Consider the following 17,256-nt stretch of genomic DNA (forward strand, 5'->3'; position numbering starts at 1 on the left):
GCGTCCGTCGTTTAAGTAGTATCGGTGAACATGTTCTCGGGACTTCCCGATTCCTAAGAACCTGCTCTACCCGTTATACACGGGGCCTTCTTAGGACCAGTTGTCATGAGTGATCGTATCGGCGCACCCGGACTGGGGCTATCGCGACGCGAATTCGTTGCTGCGACCGGCGGCGTAGCGGCACTGACCGGACTGGCCGGCTGTACGAGTCAGGGGGCCGAGCAGGGTTCCCAGCCGGAGGAATCCGACGAGGGGTCGACGGAGTCGTCGGACTCCGACCTCCCGTGGACGAGTTCGCCGGAGGTCGTCCAAGTCGACGAACAGGGCGGCAGCGTGACGCTACAGTCGGTGACGTCCCGACACGCCGTCCACCCGATGGACTCGATGGGCGGCCCGGTGGAACTCCCGCAGGTCTGGGCGTTCAAGGCCGACGACGGTAAGCCGAGCGTTCCGGGGCCGATCCTCCGGACGACCGAAGGCAACGACATCGAGGTGACGCTGGACAACACGGGGAACCCGCACCCGCACACGCTACACTTCCACGGCGCGAAGAAGACCTGGGAGAACGACGGCGTCCCCACGACGACCGGTATTCGGGTCGACGGCGGCGAGAAACACACGTACACGATTCCCGCAAACGTCCCGGGTACGCACCTCTACCACTGCCACTACCAGACCCATCGCCACATCGACATGGGGATGTACGGCATCTTCCGCGTCGATCCGAAGGGGTACGAGCCCGCGGACAAGGAGTACTTCTTCACGCTGAAAGACTGGGATTCGCGGGTGAACCGTCAGATGGCCGGCAAGGACGTTGACTACAGTCCCCGCAACCGGAACCCCGACGTGTTCACCATCAACGGGAAGAGCCTCCCACGGACGCTCCACCCCGAGGAGGGGTCGCCGATCATCGTCGACCACGGCGACACCGTCCGTCTGCACATGGTCAATGCGGGCTACATGTCCCACCCGATGCACACGCACAACCACCGGTTCCGGCTCATCGAGAAAGACGGCGGGCAGATCCCCGAGGCGGCCCAGTACGAACAGGACGTTACCAACATCGCGCCCGCGGAACGCCACACTGTCGAGTTCGAGGCCGACGCCGACCCCGGCATCTACCTGATGCACTGTCACAAGGTCGACCACGCGATGAACGGCAACTCCTACCCCGGCGGCATGGTCAACGGCATCGTCTACCGCGACGCGATGGACACCGACATCTTCGCCAACCTCATGGAGTACGCGGGCTACGAGGGCTGATCGCAGAAAACACCGACGCGTCACCGACCGCGGTTACGACCGACTTTCCGTTTCCGTCGAGACGGCCGACTCGCCGGTCGCCGGTTGCGCGTCATCGACCCGCCGACGCCCGACCGCAGTGATCTCGTACCGACGACAGCCGACCGAACGGACGTTCTCACCGTCGCGAAGGCGGTCACAGGCCTGTTCGACGGTTATCGGATGTTCGTCGATCGCCGCGGCGAGATCCACCACGTAGCGAGGCGACTCGTCCGCGAGCGCGTCGAGGACGGTCCGCTCGAGTCGTTGTCGAGACATCTATCGATCGTGAACCTCGCCGTAAGCGTCCAGTAACTCTCGGTATCGGTTTCGGACTGTGACCCGACTCACGCCGGTCTCTTCGCCGATCCGTTCCTGCGTGAGTCGTTCGTTCGTGAGCCGCGCCGCCCCGTAGATCGCCGCCGCCGCGAGCCCGGCCGGGCTCCGCCCGCTGTGGAGGCTCTGTGCTTTCGCCGCCTCGAGGATCTCCCGAGCCAGCCGCTCGGCGTCGTCGCTGATCTCGAGTTCCGAGGCGTACTGCGGGAGGTAGTGGATCGGATCGGCGGGTTCGATCTGGAGCCCGAGTTCGCTCGAGAGATAGCGATAGGCTCGCTGAATGGGGAGTTTCTCGACGCGACTCACCGATGTGAACGCGACCAGCGTCCGCGGCGTGCCGTGTTGTCTGGCGGCCGCGTACAGGCAGGCGGTCGACATCGCCTCGATCGAGCGGCCGGGTAACAGTCCTTCGTCGACGGCGCGGCGGTACAGGACGCCGGCCGTTTCGCGACACGGCTCCGGCAGCCCGAGCGCCGACGCCATGCGTTCGATCTCACCGAAGGCCTGTTTCAGGTTCCGTTCGGCGGCGTCTTTCGAGGTGAACCGTTCGTTCCACGTCCGCAACCGCCGGAGCTGTTCGCGCTTTCGGCCCGAGATCTGATTGCCGTAGGCGTCCTCGTCTCGCCAGCCGATCGTCGTACTGAGTCCCTTGTCGTGTCGGAGTTTCGATACCGGTGCGCCGACCCGCCGTCGGTCGTCGGCGCCGTCGTCGAGGTTCCGCCACTCGGGACCGTAATCGATCGCGTCCGCGTCGAGGACGAGCCCGCACTCCGTACACGTCCGCTCGCCGTGCTCTTCGTCGCGGTGGACCGACCCGGCGCACTCCGGACACTCCGCCCCCCGCCGTTCAGGAGCGATCTCGCGCTCTCCGTTCCGGGCCGATTCCTCAGTAGCCGTACCGACGATCGTCTGAGTCATTGGTTCTGTCTCCGCCGGGGTGCGACCCCGGCCGCGTGTGATTGCTTCGCTTGGATTGGAGGGAAGCACGGGTATCAACGAACGGCGGATTCCCAGCGCGTGGGAACGGACGACGCGCGGCGACGACCCCGGAGCGGTGGCAAGCGGATTCGGGAGGAGCAACGTTTATTCGCCCCGAGACGACAGCACAGACAATGACTCGCGACGGGGACCGGACCGAAAGCGAACGCGAATCCGGCGTCGACACGGACCTCGAGGCCGACGACGACCGCGTCGAGCTTGGTCTGGCGCTGCTCGCCCGCCTCGAGCACGAATCGCTCTCGCTCGCCGACGCCGTCGACCGGATCGAGACGGTCACGGCCGATCCGACGGTAACTCGAACGATCCTCGATCAGGCGGAACTCCGCGGGATCATCGAACGCGAGGACGGCATCGTCCGCCCGAAGAGTTCCCAGTACGTCCGCTTCGAACGTGACGTCATCACGAAAGAGGGAGAGTTCTCCTGTCGGCGCTGTGGCTCCGGGCTATCGACCGGCTACTTCATCGACCTCGAGGCAGGGGAACTCGGCCCCTTTGGCTCCTCGTGTATCCGAAAAGTGACGGGACGGGACGGGTAGAACGGGCTCGACTCGAGTTGCGATCCCGTCATTTTTATAACTATATCAACACATTCTGCGGTATGGAGACGGATACCGACGGAGACGCCGATCCCGGTGACGCCCACGGGCTCACGCAAGGCGAACTCTACACGGTACTTCGAACCGCGATCACGGACGCGTTGCTTGACGTGCTCGGAACCGTCTTTCTGCTCGCGATTGCCTTACTCTTCGTGGTCACAGGCGTGTACGGACTGCTCGTGGGACCGTCTCGGACTGGCGTCGTCGTCGGCACCGTGTTCGTCGCTCTCGGCGCCGCGATCGCTGCGGTCGCACTCGACTACGTCCCGCCGTTCAGCGAGTGACCACCAGGAGTCTGCGGAGATCGACGGTCCACCGAGCCGACAATCGTGCGTTCGAATCCGAAGAGAGAAAGACACGGACTCCGCCGCTCCCGTGATCGTTATCGGCCCTGCCGGAGTTCCGCGATCAGCTGATCGATCGTCTGTTGCTGTTGCTCGATGATCTCGCTTTGCCGTTCGACCGCGTCCTCGAGCGAATCGAGTCGCTCCAGCAGTTCGGGGTCGGTCTCGGCCGCGGGTGCCGACTCGGGAGTCGCCGCTGGCGTCGAACCGGCGTCGGCAGGGGCCGACGGCTCCGTCTCAGCGACCTCCTCGAAGACGGACCCGGTCTCCGCTTCCGTACTCCCCGCTACGGTATCGGGCTCTGTGGCGTGCTCGTCCGTTTCCGCGGCCGCTCGAGCCGACGACTGGGCCGACTGCCCGTCGCCCGCCGTCGCCGCTTCGGTGGTCGCGACATCGTCCGTCGCGCCGCCGGCGAGCGGATCGGTCGATCCGGCGTCCGCCGTCTCGGTCGTCTGTTCGGCGGTCACGTCGCGATCGTCGGGTTCAGGCGGGTCGGCATCGAGCGGGTCGACGCCGCCGCCGAAGTCGACCGATCCGCCGCTACTGGTCGGCTCGTCGTCGACGCCGATCTGCTCGTTGAGTTCCTCGAGCGAGCCGACGTCGTGGTAGTCGAACAGCGCCCGCTGGAGCCGTTCCCGGAGATCGTTCGCTTCCTCGTTGGGGGCCTTGATCCGCTGGGGCCGGCCGTTGGCCGTGAGGACGATCTGGGTGGCGACGCTGCCGTCCTCGAACGAGAGGCTGGTCACGTCGTCGAAGTGGTACTCCTCGAAGTCCTCGTCCCAGACCGCACCGCCGATGTGTTTGACGAGCCGATCGCTCGTGATGATCAGCGTCAGTTCGCTGAATCGGTAGGGCTTGATGACCGTCTCGCCGGGCCCGGTGATCTCGTTGCCGTTCAACACGCCGGCGAGGACGGGATGTAATACGTCGTCGGTTTTCCCCGCGGGCACGGCAAAGGATCGCTCGCCCTCGAGTGCGTACTCGAGGGTGAATTTCGTCTTGCGCCGCCCCTCGGAGAGGGTCAACCGATCGGCGTCGTGGGGGTATTCGTCGGCCGATTCGTCGCTCAGGAGACCGTCGGCACGGTAGACGATCGTCCTCGTGGGAGTGATGAAGAGTTCGTCGTCGCTGCCGAGAGAGACCCGCGCGGCGATCTCCTCGCCATCGAGAGTAGAGTGGACGATGCCGGGAACGCTCATGGGGCGCTGTTCGTAACACCGTTTGATAAAGATTGCTAGCCCACACCCGCAGTTCCGTGCGACTCACGCGAGCACACCGGTCCTGTCACTGAGTCCGACCCCGTAGCGGCGGGCGATCGCTCCGTGGGTCCGCGTTGCACGGCGGATCCGAATACAAAGGTTAAAGAAACGGACCGCACTACTCGTAACCGAGCCCGGGTGGCTTAGCTGGACATAGCGCCGCACTCATAGGGTTCAGAGATTCGGTGCGGTTTCGCCTTGGAAGCCTCCGTGTCCCTCGAGGACTGCCGAGCCTCGGACCTGGGACATGCGGAGATCGAGGGTTCGGAGCCCTCCCCGGGCACTGGCTTTCTACGCAACGTCACGAACGGAGTGAGTGACGAGTCTGAAAGCCAGTGCCCGAGATGGGGCGACGAACCCGTAGGTCTTGTGCGAACGAAGTGAGCGCAAGGCAGGAAAGACGAACGGAGTGAGTCTTTCCGTGGTTCGGAGCCCTCCCTGAACATGTTTCCTATAATCATCATCGGTCGAAGACGAGTGGCACCATCGAGATGCTCGAAGAGAGTGCCGAACCGGTGTCTCACGCCCACTGGGGACTCTATAGCATGCACTCGTAGAGCGAACGGACCGTCACAATCGCCCTCTCGCTCGAGAGACCCTAAATACGATCAGGAGCCGTCGGCGACAGCATCCCAATCGGTCCTGCAGTCCTCCGGTCGGACCTCTCGAATCGCCTCCATCCCCTCGCTGGGAATGTGCTTGAAACAGCGCGGTTCGCCCTCTGTTTCCGCGATCCACGCCGCTTCGTCGCCACAGACCGCACAGCGAGGCGCGCCGGCGACTCGCAGTGCGTACCACCAGCGAAGCCGCTCGAGCCGATCCGTGACTCCTGTCCTCACTCGAGTTCGAAGGCGTGACAGGCGGCTTCCGGTCCCGGTCACGGTCTCTCCCTCGAGTCGATCGTCGTCGGCAGCCATGGGGTGACAATCGTGTCGCGTGCGGGTTACGTCTTCGCATGCGATCACGGGTGGGCGGCCGCGGCCGATCGGTCGAACCAAAAAGCGTATTCCACCGCTCGCGAAGCAGTGGGGCAGAGTGAGTCGAGCGAAACTCGATCGAGCCGCCACGGCCGTCGAGAGCGGGACCGAGACCGACGGCGACAACCGCCCGGTCCTCGAGTCGCGGCGCCGCCGGTTGCTCGCCTACTGCCGACACAACGGGGAGCGAATCTGTCGCGATACGGCGGTGCTCGTCGCGTGGGCGCTCGTGATGACGATCTGGATACAGGGCTTTGGCGTCCCGCGGTGGCTGTGCTACGTCGTCACGTTCGTCGGCGTCGTGGGCTACACACAGGCGACGACGCAGTGGTCGCGGCCGTATCGGAGTCCCGACGATCTGGAGCACTGACCGTTACAGAAATCGGAGCAGCGGCACGAGGAGCGTCACGACCCAGAGGAGCGCCCCCATTCGCACGAAGCCGTGGTCCTCGGGGTCGATCCGTTCCGCGTGTGACGCGCCGACGGCGATGAAGCCGAGCGCGATCGCCGTCGAGAACCGATGGACGAACACGTTGACCGGGAGTCGCGTCACCCCGAGCAGGGTGTAATCGAGCAGGATCGCCGTCGCGAACCCGACCGAGGCGGCGGCGAATGCTGTCGACCGATCCAGCGGGCGCGCGAAGGCGTACGTACAGACCGGCAGTCCGACCGCGAGCAGCGGGTAGAACGCGCCCGCAATGACTCGGGGATCGAGATCGCCGAGTCGCGCCTCGAGGCCGACCGCGCCGAATCTGACGAAGAGGTAGAGCCCGATCAGCGACCCGGCCAACAGGAACGCGTGGCGAACGCGCGGGGCGACCAGTTCTCGAGGCGCGGTCCGCGAGGCGACGCGGCCGACGAGCATCGCACCCGAGAGGACGGCGACCGTCCCCATGGGGACCGGCGGGTCGTCGCCCCCGGTCTCGAGGTCGACGATCGCCACCCAGCCGTCGGAGTCGAAGCCGCGGCCGTTGCCCAGATGCTCGCGCGAGACGGTCGAGACGGACCGGCGGTCCATGAACTCGCGTTCGACGTATCGCTGTGAGTTCTCGGCGCTGGTGACCGTGTGGCTGAGCCGGAACCAGTCCCAGTGTTCCTGATGGGCCTGCATCGCCGTCCACTCGTCGCCGTCGTGGGGAGACTCGTAGGCCCGAATGTGGTGGCGCGAGCCGAGGTAGTCGCCGTCGTGTAACTGGTAGCTCTCGTCGAGCCACACGCCGTCGGTCGGGTCGTCTTCGGCGGCGACGTAGACGTATCGGGTCGAGCCGTCGGCGTGCCCCCACGACGTCGCCGTGCCGGCGGGTTCCTCGGCTACCGCAGTTTCGTTTTCCGTCGCGGTCGTGTCCTCGCTCGCCGTACCGACGTCCGCCTGATCGGGTCTGGTCTCGTTCCAGTCGCCGCGGCTCCGTTCCTCCAAGTGACGGCGCGTCTCCGCGGGATCGCCGGCGGCAATGACGTTGATCGCGAGCGTCCGCTGCTCGAACGTCGTCGCGCTGCTCGTGTACGGCCACAGCGACGAGTTTCCGTCGACGGTGACCAGTTGTTCCTGCCGGTCGACTGCCGGGTCAGCCGGCGGAGCGGAGGTACTCGCGGTCGACCCGAGGACCAGCACGACGAGAACAAGGGCCAACGCCCCGAGCGCGATCAGCGTCCGCCGATCGATAGCCGGTCACCTCCGTCGGTGCGTGTTCGAGATAGCATGGTGGCGAACGGCGGGTCCGGTCCCGTCCGTTGGGTTACGTGGCAGGCTAGACGGTTCGCATATAGGTCTTCTCCTCGGCCGCGTCAGACCCTCTGTCCGTGAAATTCTTGATAGTATAGCAGTCAATCAGACAGAACGGTACTGCCGCTTCTGATCCGATTCGCTCGAGCGTACCGAGAGAACAATGCGACCGCCGAGTATCACCTCAGCTCCGCTCTTCCTCGGGGAGTCCCCACGGACTCTCGACGACCGTCGCGGCCTCGTCTTTCGAGAGCGGCACGTTGTGATACAGCTGCTCGAGGTTGGTCATCGTGTACTCGACGGAATAGCGTTCGACGGCCACTCTGGTCTCGTAGTCGGTCGCCAGCGACGTTTCGATCGCCTCGACCATCGAGTCGAGATCGCCGTACTCGAAGCGCTCGCCGTTGTCGGAACCGATCGTTCGGTCGAACGGCGGCGCGTCGGTAGCCGCGACGGGGGTCCCGCAGGCGTTGGCCTCGAGCGTCGAGAGCCCGAGGGTGTCCGCGGTCGAGGCGGTGACGAAGGTATCGATCGAGGAGTAGAAGGCGGGTAACTCCTCGCGGGGGAGGAACTCCCGGATGTCGACGTTGTCGGGCGCGTTTCGCTCGAGGGAGTCGCGATAGGGGCCCTCGCCGACGATGACGAAGTCGTATTCAGGGAGTTCCTCGGCGGCCCGGAGGATCTCGTTGACGTTTTTCTCCATGCTGAGCCGCCCGCTGTAGCCGATCACTGTCCGGTCGGGATACCAGTCTTCCTCGGTCGGCTGGAAGAAATCCATATCGATCCCGACCGGAAGCTGGACGTGTTCGACGTCGCGGTCGATCCGTTCCGTCGACGCGGTCACGATATCGAAACTGCCGAGGAAGCTGTTCTCGACGGGAACGTACAGGCTCGAGAGGAGGTTCGCGACCGACTCGAGTTTGATGCTCTGGTGGAAGTACTCCTCGAGCGGCGTGTGGTGGGTGTAGATCGTGGGCAGGTCGTGTTTCCACGCGTAGTAGCGTCCGAGGATGCCGATCGGCGCGGGGCCGTGACAGTGGACGATGTCGAGGTCGGGCAGCGTCGAGGTGCGTTTGGTAAGCGGGATCCGGTAGCCGGCGTAGAACGGGTTCGGGAGCGATGTGACCGGAATTTCGCGTTCGCCCGGTTCGTAGTCGCCGTCCGGGTAGATGACGTACACCTCGTGGCCGTTCCGTTCGAGCACTTCGCGCCAGAGTTTGATCGTGTACGTTACGCCGTCGATCTCGGGGAAATAACTGTCAGTGAAGAATCCGATTTTCATTCAGGCCACCTCCTCGTACAGCGACTGATACTGGTTCGCGACCGACGACAGCGAGAACGCCTCACTGCGGTCGGCCGCGTTCGCTCCGAGCCGATCCCGGAGCGCGGGGTCGTCGAGCCGTTCCAGCGCGTCGACGAACCCGTCCGCGCCCGAATCGGCAACCTTCAGACAGTCTTCGCCGTCCTCGAGCCACGAGAACGTCTCGATGTCCCGGACGACCAGTGGCTTCCCGGCGGTCATCGCCTCCAAGAGCGCGATCCCCTCGTTTTCCTCGTGCGTCGGGAAACAGAAGATGTCGCCGGCCGCGTACGCGCCGCGGATGTCGTCGACGTAGCCGGTGAACGTGCAGTTGTCCGGCGACTCCTCGATCAGTCTCGTCGTTTCCCGCCCCTTCAGGGAGAGATCGAGCGGGCCGAACCACGCGAAGTCGAACTCGGGCAGTCGGCGAGCCAGTTCGACGAACATCTCGAGGCCCTTGCGCTTGATCACGTGGCCGACGAGGAAGACGGTGGGCGACTCGAGGTCGTAGTGCTCGCGGTACTCGGCCTCGAGCGACTCGAACCCCTCGAGTTTCTCGCGGTCGACGCCGTTCGAGATCACGGTCGTCGGTACGTCCGCGTAGGTGTCGATCAGCCGGCGGTTGTACGCGGAGGGACAGACCAGCGCGTCGGCCAGCCCGTAGGCCCGCTCGAGGTACGGTCGCAGCGGTTTGGCAAGCGCGTTCGTAAATCGGAAGCTATCCCCGAAGTCCTCGGCGGTGACGTGGGTGTTCGCGACGACGGGAACGCCGCGAGAGCGAGCGCGTTTGGCGTACCAAACGGATCGGGGGCCCATGAGGTTGCAGTGAAAAACGTCGGCCTCGAGCGTCGGTGCCGTCGTGTACCGAAGGTCCAGTTGATCCAGCATCTTCCGCTGGTGGACGACGGACTCGCGGATCCCGCCGGTGACGTGGTCCTCGAACTCGAAGTAGTGGCTGATCTTCATACCGGACTACACCAACCGTAACGACCGTCTGACACTCGCGGATCCGGGACCGAATCGAGGCTCGCGACGGTCGGTCGACTGCGACGTTACTCGACTTCGAGCCACGGTACCTCCATTAGCGGCGGGATGTGCGTCTCGATGTGGTGTTCCCAGACGCCCTCCTCGCCGAAGGCTTCCCCGTGGTCGGCCGTCACGACGACTCGACCGTCGAGTTCGTCGACCAACTCCGAGACGGACTCGAGTGCGATCCGCAGGTTCTCTTCGTACAGCTCCAGGGCCGCCTCTCGAGTCCCGTTCTTGACGAGGTCCGCGGGGTCGAGCTCGAGCCAGAGCCCCGCTTTCTGGGCGAGTTCGCTGCCCTCGAGTTTGTCTTCGACTTTCGGGCGAATCGTATCGCCGAGCGACGAGAGTGCGCCGCCGCCATCGGTTTCGGCCTTTTCGGCCTCCTCCTGTTTGCGGATTCCCTTCTGGATCTGCTTGAGCTTCTGGCCCTTTCCGCGGGAGAGGTAGGGCGCGTGTGGCTGCATGTAGTGGAGCACCGTCCGGTCGGCCTGCTCGACGGCCTCGGTATTGTTCCGGAACGCCTCCGCGATACTCTCCGGTGGCACCGTCCCCAGATCGTCGTCCCAGCCGGTCTTCCAGACGTCGAAGACGTCGCTGATGTGCTCGGTTGCCGACCACTCGTAGTCGCAACTGGCCCCCCATTTGAGTTCGTTCAGTGGGATACCGAGATCGTTAATAAACGGGTTCCCTGAAAAGTATGCGATATCGTGATCGCCGGTAAACGTCCGGTAGGCCCACTCCGGGGTCGACGATCCCACGCTCCAGCGTTTTTCCAGCGTCCCGTCGAGATACTCGTCATAGACCTCGCTGAACACGTCGTACCGACACGCATCCAGCACGAGACAGTAGTCCCACTCCGACTCGAGGAAGTGCTGGTCCTCCATTAGTTGCGGTACCTTTCGAGTCGACCACTGTATTCTTATTGGTTCCTGAAAGTCACCGGAACCGACTCGCTCGATCCGACGGATCGCCACGCTTGCCCAGGGTTTCGCCAGCCGGATCGAGGACGACGTTCACTCCAGATAGCCGAGTTCGCGGAGCCGATCCTGCGTCGCTTCGTCGGCCTCCTCGAGCGCGTCCCCAGCATCGGCGTCGGTCTCGGTCGGATCGTCCCACGCGCCGCCGACGGCGTCTTCGAACCGGGCGAGCGCCCGTTCGGTGGCCGCGACGCGGTCGTCGTCCGCGGGATCGACCGGCGACTCCTCGCTCGGATCGTCGTCGAGCCGGTAGCCCTCGTCCGGAACGAGGTCCGCGCGAACGTACTTCCGGTCAGTGCCCCGCGCGGCGCGGAGCCGCGAGTAGGCCCGGTGATCCGCCGGCAGCGTGACGCCGGCCTCGCTCGCCTTCTGCTCCAAGTGGTGGAGTTCGATGACCGGCTGGGCGTACTCGATGAACGCGTAGTCGGCGTTGCCGTCGGCCTCGAGGACGGCTCGCTGGCCGGGGTCCGGATCCGAGACGCCGTCGAACGCTCGGTACTCGCTCGAGAGCAGCGACCGCGTCGGGTCGAGGGCGACGGGGACGTCGTCCCCGCCCGTGCCGACCGCGGCGTCGGGATCGACGGCCAGCGCGTCGAGCGTCGTGTGATAGCAGTCGAGCAGTTCGACGAGATCGTCGCGCCGCTCGGCCTCGAGGGAGGGGTGTTTCACCAGCAGCGGAACGTTGACGAGTTCGTCGTAGAGCGCGAACTCGTGGCCGTAGAGGTCGTGTTCGCCGTGGAGTTCGCCGTGGTCGGCCGCAACGACGACGGTCGTCTCCTCCCACTGGCCGGTCGCGCGCAGCCAGTCGAACAGGCGACCGAGTTCGGCGTCCATGTGTGCGATTTCGGCGTCGTACAGCGCCCGGATGTCCGCCCATTCCTCGTCGTCGATGTCCCGGACGCCAGCGTTGTACTCCTTCGAGTTCTGACAGACCGTATCTGGGTCGACACCGGGGGCGAACGCCTCGCGGTACTCCTCGGGCGGGTAGTACGGCAGATGCGCGTCCATCAGATTGACGAACGCGAACCAGCCTTCGTCGCTCTCGCTGTCGTCGATGAAGGACTTCGTTCGGTCGATGACCGACGGCGTCTTCGTGTCGGCCCCCTCGCCGCTGGCGAGTTTCTCGTGGGCCATCGCGCCGAGCCTGACGAGTTTGGACGCCATCTCTCGGAGGTAATCGTTGTCGTTGATCGCCTGCCACGCGCTCGCGAGCGGCCCCGAGAGGACGTCTCGAGGCAGGACCTCGAAGAACGAGTCGTGGGCGTCGAAGCCGTCGGTCAGGCCGGTGTAGGGGGTGATCCAGGCGTTCGAGGAGAAACACGCCGTGTCGTAGTCCGCCGCCGACAGCACCGACGCGAGGGTAGTGACGTCGTCGAGGTAGGGACTCCCCTGATCGGCCCCGTGCTGGCTCGGGTAGAGGCCGGTAAACAGCGAGGCGTGGACCGGCAAGGTCCACGGCGCGGGCGCGACCGCCGACTCGAAGACGGTCGCCTCCTCGGCGAACGCCGAGAGTTCGGGCGTCGTCCCCCGCTCGTAGCCGTACGGCCCGAGACGGTCCTTCCGGACCGTATCCAGGACGACGAAGAGGACGTTCGACTGGCGGGTGCCGGGTTCCGTCTCCATCGCCGTCCCCGTCCCCTGTACGGCTGCTGTCTCGCGAGCGGTCGACCGTGAGCCCACCCCGTTACTGCATCGGAGAGCGGGCGCTGACGGGACGGCAGAAGAGTTCAGGTGACTCACTGGGTGCATTCGACCGGGCGCACAATTTGTTATGGAGCCGGTACGGTATCGGAATCGTCTCGCCGGCGCCGTAGTGAGTCATTGAACGGGATACCCTGAAGGGAGGGGCCGTCGATAGCGGAGACGAGACCGGCTTCTCGGAACGGCTCGAGGGGGCCTGTCCTACCGGAGGACCGAGCGTCTCGATCGCCCGAAACGGCGGATCGCGATAGGCGACCGAGCCCGCTCGCCGCGATCGATCAGACGTTTCAAGTCGACTGAGATTCCATACCAGCCATGGACGAGCGAAACCGGCGCACGTTTCTCATCGGTGCCTTCGGTGCCATCGCGGTGTTTGCCGTCCTCGTGTTCATCGTCGGCGCGCGCTCTATCCTCGACTCCCTGCTCTCGGCGCGGCCGTCGCTCGTCGCGGCGACGTTCGCCCTCGCGCTCTGTTGGTTAGCCGTCTGGAGTCTGATGCTCCGGACCGTTCTCGGGACGCTCGGCGTCGAGATCCCGCTCGGCAAGTCGTTTCTCGTCTATGCCGGTGCCGTCTTCGCCAACAACGTCACCCCGTTCGGACAGGCCGGCGGCGAACCGATCGCGGCGCTGCTCATCTCGAAGGTCTCCGGCTCCCGCTACGAGACCGGTCTCGTCGGGATCGCGAGCGTCGACGTCCTCAACGTGATCCCCTCGATATCGCTCGTCTTCGTGGGGGTCGGCTACTACGCGACCACCGCCGCCGTCGGCGACCGCCTCGAGACGGCCGTCGGATCGGCCGTCGTGCTGATCGGCGGCATCCTGCTCGTCATGGGCCTCGTCTGGCGATACCGCGAGACGATCATCGACCGACTCCCGGCCATCATCGCGCCCCGTCTCGGCAGGCTCGGCCTCGAGCGATTCGACTCGGAGACGCTCGAGGACGACCTCGCGGACCGAATGGGGCGGTTCTTCGAGAACATCGAGCGGATCGCGACGGACCGCTGGCGACTCGGTGCCGTGGTCGGGCTCTCGCTGTGTGGCTGGCTCTTTCAGGTGGCCGCGCTGCTGGCGGCCTTCGCTGCTCTCGGCTACAGCGTCCCGCCGTACATCCTGCTGTTCGTGATCCCGCTCGCGAACATCGCCGGTGCGGCCCCGCTCCCGGGCGGGCTCGGCGGGATCGAGGCCGCGTTCGTCACGCTGCTCGTCCCGACGACGGGTATCGAAGCGTCGATCGTCACCGCGGCCGTCCTGATCTTCCGCGGCGCGGTCTACTGGATGCCGATACTCGTCGGCGGGGCCTCGGTGTCGGCGTTGGGGATGCGAAACGTCCTGTGAGTCGGCCACGCCGGCCGAGCAGTTAACCCGTCCGATCCCCGAGTGAGAGAGAGAGAGAGACGACTCGAGACCGATGTATCGCGACGGCCACGCCGGATTCAACGCGCTTCTGTACGCGCCGTTCGTGCCGCTGGTGAGCGCGTTCTACTCGCTCGAACTGGCGCTCTGGGGCGCGGTCCTCGCGCTCGCGGCGGCGAACCTCCCCGATATCGACCAGAACGTCGAGCGGATCGACCACCGCGGCCCGACCCACACCGTCTGGTTCGCTCTCCTGTTCGGCTCAGTGGCGGGGATCGGTACGGTGTTCGTCGCTCGCTCGAGTTTCGGGGCGGACGGCGGCTTCGGGTTCGGATTCGGCTTCGTCGTCGGGACCTGCGGGATTCTCGCACACCTCGCGGGCGATATCGTGACGCCGATGGGGATCTCGCCGTTCGCGCCCCTTTCGCGGGTCCACGTCACGCTCGAGTGGTTCAAATCGAAGAACGGCCGGATCAATCGCGCGTTTCTGCTCGCCGGCTCGGCCGCGTTACTGGCGTCGCTGTTGCTGGCAGCCGGTCAGCCGGTGTGATGGCGGTGGCGATCGGCGAGTTACTCCGACTGACGGCCTCGGACGCTGCCGTCTCGCGACCACCACTGTTTGACGGCGTCTAAATCGTCGGTGCGCCGCGCGACGATGCCGAGCGATACCGACCAGAGCAGGGGCGTCGCGATCACGCCGTGGACATCCAGTCCGGGGGTCCACGTCGCCCGCAACGGGAACACCCACGGAATCGCCATCGGCGAGAGCGAATCGATGACGAGGTGTGACCCGGTCGCGAGCCCGGCGGCGAGCGCGAACGAGCGACGGCGACTGAGCGCGTACACCCCGCCCACGACCGACAGCACGAACAGGGGCGAATGCGTTATCCCACGGTGGACGAACGGCCACCCCCACGCCGCCGGGAAGAGGAAGTCCGCGTCCGGGACGAACCCGAAGACGGCCCCCAGCCACGGCCCGACTCGCGGACCGACATCGGAGAACCCGCGAACAAGGGCGACGCCGACGAGAGCGTGTGTCGCGAACGCGACGGTGAGAAAGAAAACCAGCCCGAGTTCCATTGGCTCACCTATCGACTGAGACCCCGATATAAGTTATGCCGCGCTCCGATCGCCGAACGCGGATCTGAGACCACGAGAGCGCACGTACTTACGACGGCTGCAACTGCAAGCCCACGACTTCAGTCGTCCGATACGGTCAAATTCGAGACGACGAACGCGATGGTTCCCCTCCAACTCACCGAAACGCCGCCCTGGCTCGAGTCCCTGTTCACCTCGGAACTCGGGCTCGCAGTGCTGTTCGGGATCTGCGTCCTCGAGGGTGCGATGTTGCTGCGGTTCATGCCCAGCGAGCTCGTCGTGCCGTCGGCGCTGGCGCTGATCGGATCGTCGATTCCAACGGCGGTTATGATCGTCGCCCTCGCAGTCGTCGGGACGACGGTCGGCCAACTCTTGCTGTTCGGGCTCGTCCGTCGTGCCGGGCGGGAGTACGTCCTGCGAAAGCGCTGGTTCCCGGTCACCGAGTCGCGACTCGAGCGGTTCGACGGCTGGTTCGACCGGTGGGGAAGTCTCGCCGTCGCCGCGAGCAATACGATGCTGTTCGTCCGGGGGCTGCTCACCGTCCCCGCCGGCTTATCGGAGATGGACGGCCGATCGTTCCTCGTCCTGTCGGCGGTCGGCTCGCTGTCCTTCCAGTCGATTCTGGCCGGCCTGTACCTGCTCGGCGGCTATCTGCTCGTCTGAGCATGAGCGCGGCCGGTTGTCGCGGGAACCGCAGTCGGCGTCGGAACCGTCACGAAGCGAGGAAGCGACGTCGTCGAGGTCACGATCAGGGCTCAGTCCCTGCCCTGCCGGTAGACCGGGAGCCGGAACCTGACCCCCGCATCCCGGAGCTGCCACCTGATCTCGAGGCCGGCCCAGACCAGCCCCGTCAGGAGCGCGATCCCGACGGCCGCGAACTCCGACGCTCCCATCCAGACCGGGCTCGCGAAGAGGAGGCCGTTGTAGATCCGATGGGGGAGGATCGACTCGAGGAGGCCGCCGAGGAAGCCGAGCGGATCGACTCCGAAGAGCCCACTGCTCTCGTCGTCGCTCTCGGCCGTCGTCCGGGACTCGAGGCCGAGTTCCGCGGCGCTCTGCCCGCCCTCGCTTTCGGCACCGGTCTCTAACCGTTCGGCCTCGTAGGGGAGCGTCGATTCGACCTGCCAGACGACGTCGCCGGAGGCGTTGACCTCCATGACGCGGTTGCCGTGGGTGTCGGTGATGAGCGTGTTCCCGTTGGGCAGTCGATCGGCGTCTCGAGGCCACTGGATTCGGTCGTCCGCCCACTCCCAGCTACGGGTCCACTCGCCGTCCTCGCGCTGGAACTCCTGAACGCGGCCGTTCTCGGAATCGGCGACGACGACGGCCGGTCCACCCTCGCTTTCGGGGATGAAATCGGGATTGTGCTGTTCGTACTGGATGTCGTACTCGTCCTCCGCGCCGAGCGTCCAGTCGTCGACCAGCCCCTCCTCCCGGTCGAGGAAGACGACTTGATCCTGATTCCGGAGGCTGGCCATGATCCGGCCCTCCATCTCGCCCTCCTCGATGTATTCGACGTCGTTGATGTGCGCCCAGTCCTCCGGGTAGGGGCCGCCGCCCTCGACGGGGTAGTCGCTCTGGGCGTCCCAGAGCCACTCGACGACCTCCGTCTCGGTGTTCACGATGAATACCTGATCCGCGACGATGTCGGCGACGACGACGTGAGTCTCGTTGATGCGGTCCGCGTCGTGCCACTCGCCGGCGGTCTCCTTGTAATCGTAGCGCTCGTAGAGCACCTCGACCTCGCCGGTCGAGAGGTTCGCGCGCTCGATGACGTTGCGCGCACACGGCGGCTCGGAACAGGTCGAGCCCTCGGAGTGAATCGTGTCCGTCGCGGTGTACTCGACCGTCAACGGATCGCCCTCGACGGGATCGACGTCGAAGTACTTCGTCCGCGTATTATTGTAATAGAGGACCTCACCGTCGGGTTCGTAGGCGGTGATGGTGCCGGCCCGTCCGGACTCGGTGACGACCGTGTGGTTCTCCGTCGACGGTGCCTCCGGTACGTCGTCTTCCGTCGCCGTCGAGAGGTCGTTCGACGCCGCGCCGGCGACGACGGCCGCCGAGAGGAGGATAACGACGACGAACGCGACCCGGAGCCGGGTTCGCGTGAGAATCGATCGGGCCCGAGCGAGCGGGGGGCGTGATCGGTCAGGCATTGAGTACTACCGAATACTGCTGTCCCCTCCGAAGTACCATTGTCCGTCGTTTGCAGTCTGTGACAGTCGGGTTCGAACTCGTTTCGCCGTCGGTTCGGCGGACCCATCGGGTCGTCACCGCGGC

18 protein-coding genes and 1 tRNA gene are annotated in these 17,256 nt (G+C 65.5%); 8 read left to right on the plus strand and 11 right to left on the minus strand.

From position 1 onward, the window contains the following. Positions 1 to 105 precede the first annotated feature (105 nt). Entirely contained in the window at positions 106 to 1,263 is a 1,158-nt protein-coding gene (locus FEJ81_RS09645) for a multicopper oxidase domain-containing protein (protein ID WP_138245091.1), read from the plus strand. A 33-nt stretch (positions 1,264 to 1,296) separates the two neighbouring features. Here FEJ81_RS09645 and FEJ81_RS09650 read toward each other — a convergent pair whose 3' ends face one another. Together FEJ81_RS09650 and FEJ81_RS09655 are read right to left on the minus strand one after the other, a co-directional pair. Further along, positions 1,297 to 1,560, minus strand: a complete 264-nt coding sequence (locus tag FEJ81_RS09650; protein WP_138245092.1) for a MarR family transcriptional regulator — start codon at positions 1,558 to 1,560, stop codon at positions 1,297 to 1,299. After that, positions 1,561 to 2,535: a transcription initiation factor IIB gene (locus tag FEJ81_RS09655; protein ID WP_138245093.1), complete on the minus strand. Its 975-nt coding sequence runs from the start codon at positions 2,533 to 2,535 to the stop codon at positions 1,561 to 1,563. A gap of 194 nt (positions 2,536 to 2,729) precedes the next feature. Between FEJ81_RS09655 and FEJ81_RS09660 the strand changes: the two genes are divergently transcribed. Beyond that, the gene (locus tag FEJ81_RS09660; RefSeq protein WP_138245094.1) at positions 2,730 to 3,152 is read left to right on the plus strand and encodes a DUF5830 family protein; all 423 of its coding nucleotides are present in this window, start codon (positions 2,730 to 2,732) and stop codon (positions 3,150 to 3,152) included. 62 nt (positions 3,153 to 3,214) lie between these two features. Further along, entirely contained in the window at positions 3,215 to 3,496 is a 282-nt protein-coding gene (locus FEJ81_RS09665) for a hypothetical protein (RefSeq protein ID WP_138245095.1), read from the plus strand. A 98-nt stretch (positions 3,497 to 3,594) separates the two neighbouring features. Here the strand turns inward: FEJ81_RS09665 and FEJ81_RS09670 are convergent, their stop codons facing one another. Then, a complete protein-coding gene (locus FEJ81_RS09670; protein WP_138245096.1) occupies positions 3,595 to 4,755 on the minus strand; it encodes a DUF7115 domain-containing protein in 1,161 nt (386 codons plus the stop codon). 192 nt (positions 4,756 to 4,947) lie between these two features. Here FEJ81_RS09670 and FEJ81_RS09675 point away from each other — a divergent pair. Then, positions 4,948 to 5,098, plus strand: a tRNA-Met gene (locus FEJ81_RS09675). Positions 5,099 to 5,423: 325 nt separating this feature from the next. Here FEJ81_RS09675 and FEJ81_RS09680 read toward each other — a convergent pair. Then, positions 5,424 to 5,732: a hypothetical protein gene (locus FEJ81_RS09680; RefSeq protein WP_138245097.1), complete on the minus strand. Its 309-nt coding sequence runs from the start codon at positions 5,730 to 5,732 to the stop codon at positions 5,424 to 5,426. Positions 5,733 to 5,850: 118 nt separating this feature from the next. Between FEJ81_RS09680 and FEJ81_RS09685 the strand changes: the two genes are divergently transcribed. Continuing rightward, positions 5,851 to 6,162, plus strand: a complete 312-nt coding sequence (locus FEJ81_RS09685) for a hypothetical protein (protein ID WP_229504694.1) — start codon at positions 5,851 to 5,853, stop codon at positions 6,160 to 6,162. Between the two features lie 3 nt (positions 6,163 to 6,165). Here FEJ81_RS09685 and FEJ81_RS09690 read toward each other — a convergent pair whose 3' ends face one another. The 5 genes from FEJ81_RS09690 to FEJ81_RS09710 form a co-directional block, all read right to left on the minus strand. Then, positions 6,166 to 7,422 carry a hypothetical protein gene (locus FEJ81_RS09690; RefSeq protein WP_138245098.1) on the minus strand — a complete coding sequence of 419 codons (1,257 nt, stop codon included), beginning with the start codon at positions 7,420 to 7,422 and terminating at the stop codon, positions 6,166 to 6,168. A 277-nt stretch (positions 7,423 to 7,699) separates the two neighbouring features. Then, positions 7,700 to 8,797 carry a glycosyltransferase gene (locus tag FEJ81_RS09695; protein WP_138245099.1) on the minus strand — a complete coding sequence of 366 codons (1,098 nt, stop codon included), beginning with the start codon at positions 8,795 to 8,797 and terminating at the stop codon, positions 7,700 to 7,702. Beyond that, entirely contained in the window at positions 8,798 to 9,781 is a 984-nt protein-coding gene (locus FEJ81_RS09700; RefSeq protein WP_138245100.1) for a glycosyltransferase family 4 protein, read from the minus strand. Positions 9,782 to 9,867: 86 nt separating this feature from the next. Next, positions 9,868 to 10,728, minus strand: a complete 861-nt coding sequence (locus tag FEJ81_RS09705) for a hypothetical protein (RefSeq protein ID WP_138245101.1) — start codon at positions 10,726 to 10,728, stop codon at positions 9,868 to 9,870. Between the two features lie 129 nt (positions 10,729 to 10,857). Then, positions 10,858 to 12,444 (minus strand): sulfatase, encoded by a 1,587-nt coding sequence (locus tag FEJ81_RS09710; protein WP_138245102.1) that lies wholly within the window; start codon positions 12,442 to 12,444, stop codon positions 10,858 to 10,860. Between the two features lie 393 nt (positions 12,445 to 12,837). Between FEJ81_RS09710 and FEJ81_RS09715 the strand changes: the two genes are divergently transcribed. Beyond that, a complete protein-coding gene (locus tag FEJ81_RS09715; RefSeq protein ID WP_138245103.1) occupies positions 12,838 to 13,857 on the plus strand; it encodes a lysylphosphatidylglycerol synthase transmembrane domain-containing protein in 1,020 nt (339 codons plus the stop codon). A gap of 73 nt (positions 13,858 to 13,930) precedes the next feature. Continuing rightward, complete coding sequence (locus tag FEJ81_RS09720) at positions 13,931 to 14,425, plus strand: metal-dependent hydrolase (RefSeq protein ID WP_138245104.1); 495 nt, start codon at positions 13,931 to 13,933, stop codon at positions 14,423 to 14,425. Positions 14,426 to 14,445: 20 nt separating this feature from the next. Here FEJ81_RS09720 and FEJ81_RS09725 read toward each other — a convergent pair whose 3' ends face one another. After that, positions 14,446 to 14,955, minus strand: coding sequence for a metal-dependent hydrolase (locus FEJ81_RS09725; RefSeq protein ID WP_138245105.1), 510 nt, complete (start codon positions 14,953 to 14,955; stop codon positions 14,446 to 14,448). 159 nt (positions 14,956 to 15,114) lie between these two features. On the opposite strand from FEJ81_RS09725, the gene FEJ81_RS09730 reads away from it, so the two are divergent. Continuing rightward, positions 15,115 to 15,636 (plus strand): DedA family protein, encoded by a 522-nt coding sequence (locus FEJ81_RS09730; RefSeq protein ID WP_138245106.1) that lies wholly within the window; start codon positions 15,115 to 15,117, stop codon positions 15,634 to 15,636. A 92-nt stretch (positions 15,637 to 15,728) separates the two neighbouring features. Here FEJ81_RS09730 and FEJ81_RS09735 read toward each other — a convergent pair whose 3' ends face one another. After that, the gene (locus tag FEJ81_RS09735) at positions 15,729 to 17,132 is read right to left on the minus strand and encodes an aryl-sulfate sulfotransferase (RefSeq protein WP_138245107.1); all 1,404 of its coding nucleotides are present in this window, start codon (positions 17,130 to 17,132) and stop codon (positions 15,729 to 15,731) included. Positions 17,133 to 17,256: the final 124 nt, after the last annotated feature.

Source organism: Natrinema versiforme, assembly GCF_005576615.1.
Classification (GTDB): domain Archaea; phylum Halobacteriota; class Halobacteria; order Halobacteriales; family Natrialbaceae; genus Natrinema; species Natrinema versiforme_A.